This window comes from Phocaeicola sp. RTP21198st1_B8_RTP21198_201120 (assembly GCF_040929485.1).
Lineage (GTDB): Bacteria > Bacteroidota > Bacteroidia > Bacteroidales > Bacteroidaceae > Phocaeicola > Phocaeicola dorei.
This window is the reverse complement of record NZ_JBCOCI010000413.1, coordinates 541-810: the sequence shown is the minus strand read 5'-3', so window position 1 is coordinate 810 and position 270 is coordinate 541. Positions and strand designations below refer to the sequence as shown.

Sequence of the window (270 nt, the reverse complement as noted above, 5' to 3'; positions counted from 1 at the left end):
AAGAATGCTGTCAACGCGCCTAAGTCCATAGCAAGACAAGAGTAGAACAGCAAGTGAGAATCGATACGTTGCAACTCGTCCATTATGGTACGGATGTACTGTACGCGTTCACTGACCTCAATGCCCATGGCTTTTTCAATGCACATACACAATGCATGGCGGTTCTGATGCGCGCCCAAATAGTCCAGACGGTCTGTCAAAGCCAATGTTTGAGGGTAAGTGAGGCTTTCATTCATTTTCTCGATGCCTCGGTGGATATACCCGCAGTTC

The 270-nt window shown here is 47.8% G+C and carries 1 pseudogene; it reads right to left on the bottom strand.

What is annotated here, in order from left to right:
- A pseudogene (locus tag AB5935_RS26830) lies at positions 1 to 270 on the bottom strand (NADH-quinone oxidoreductase subunit C); the annotation flags it as partial.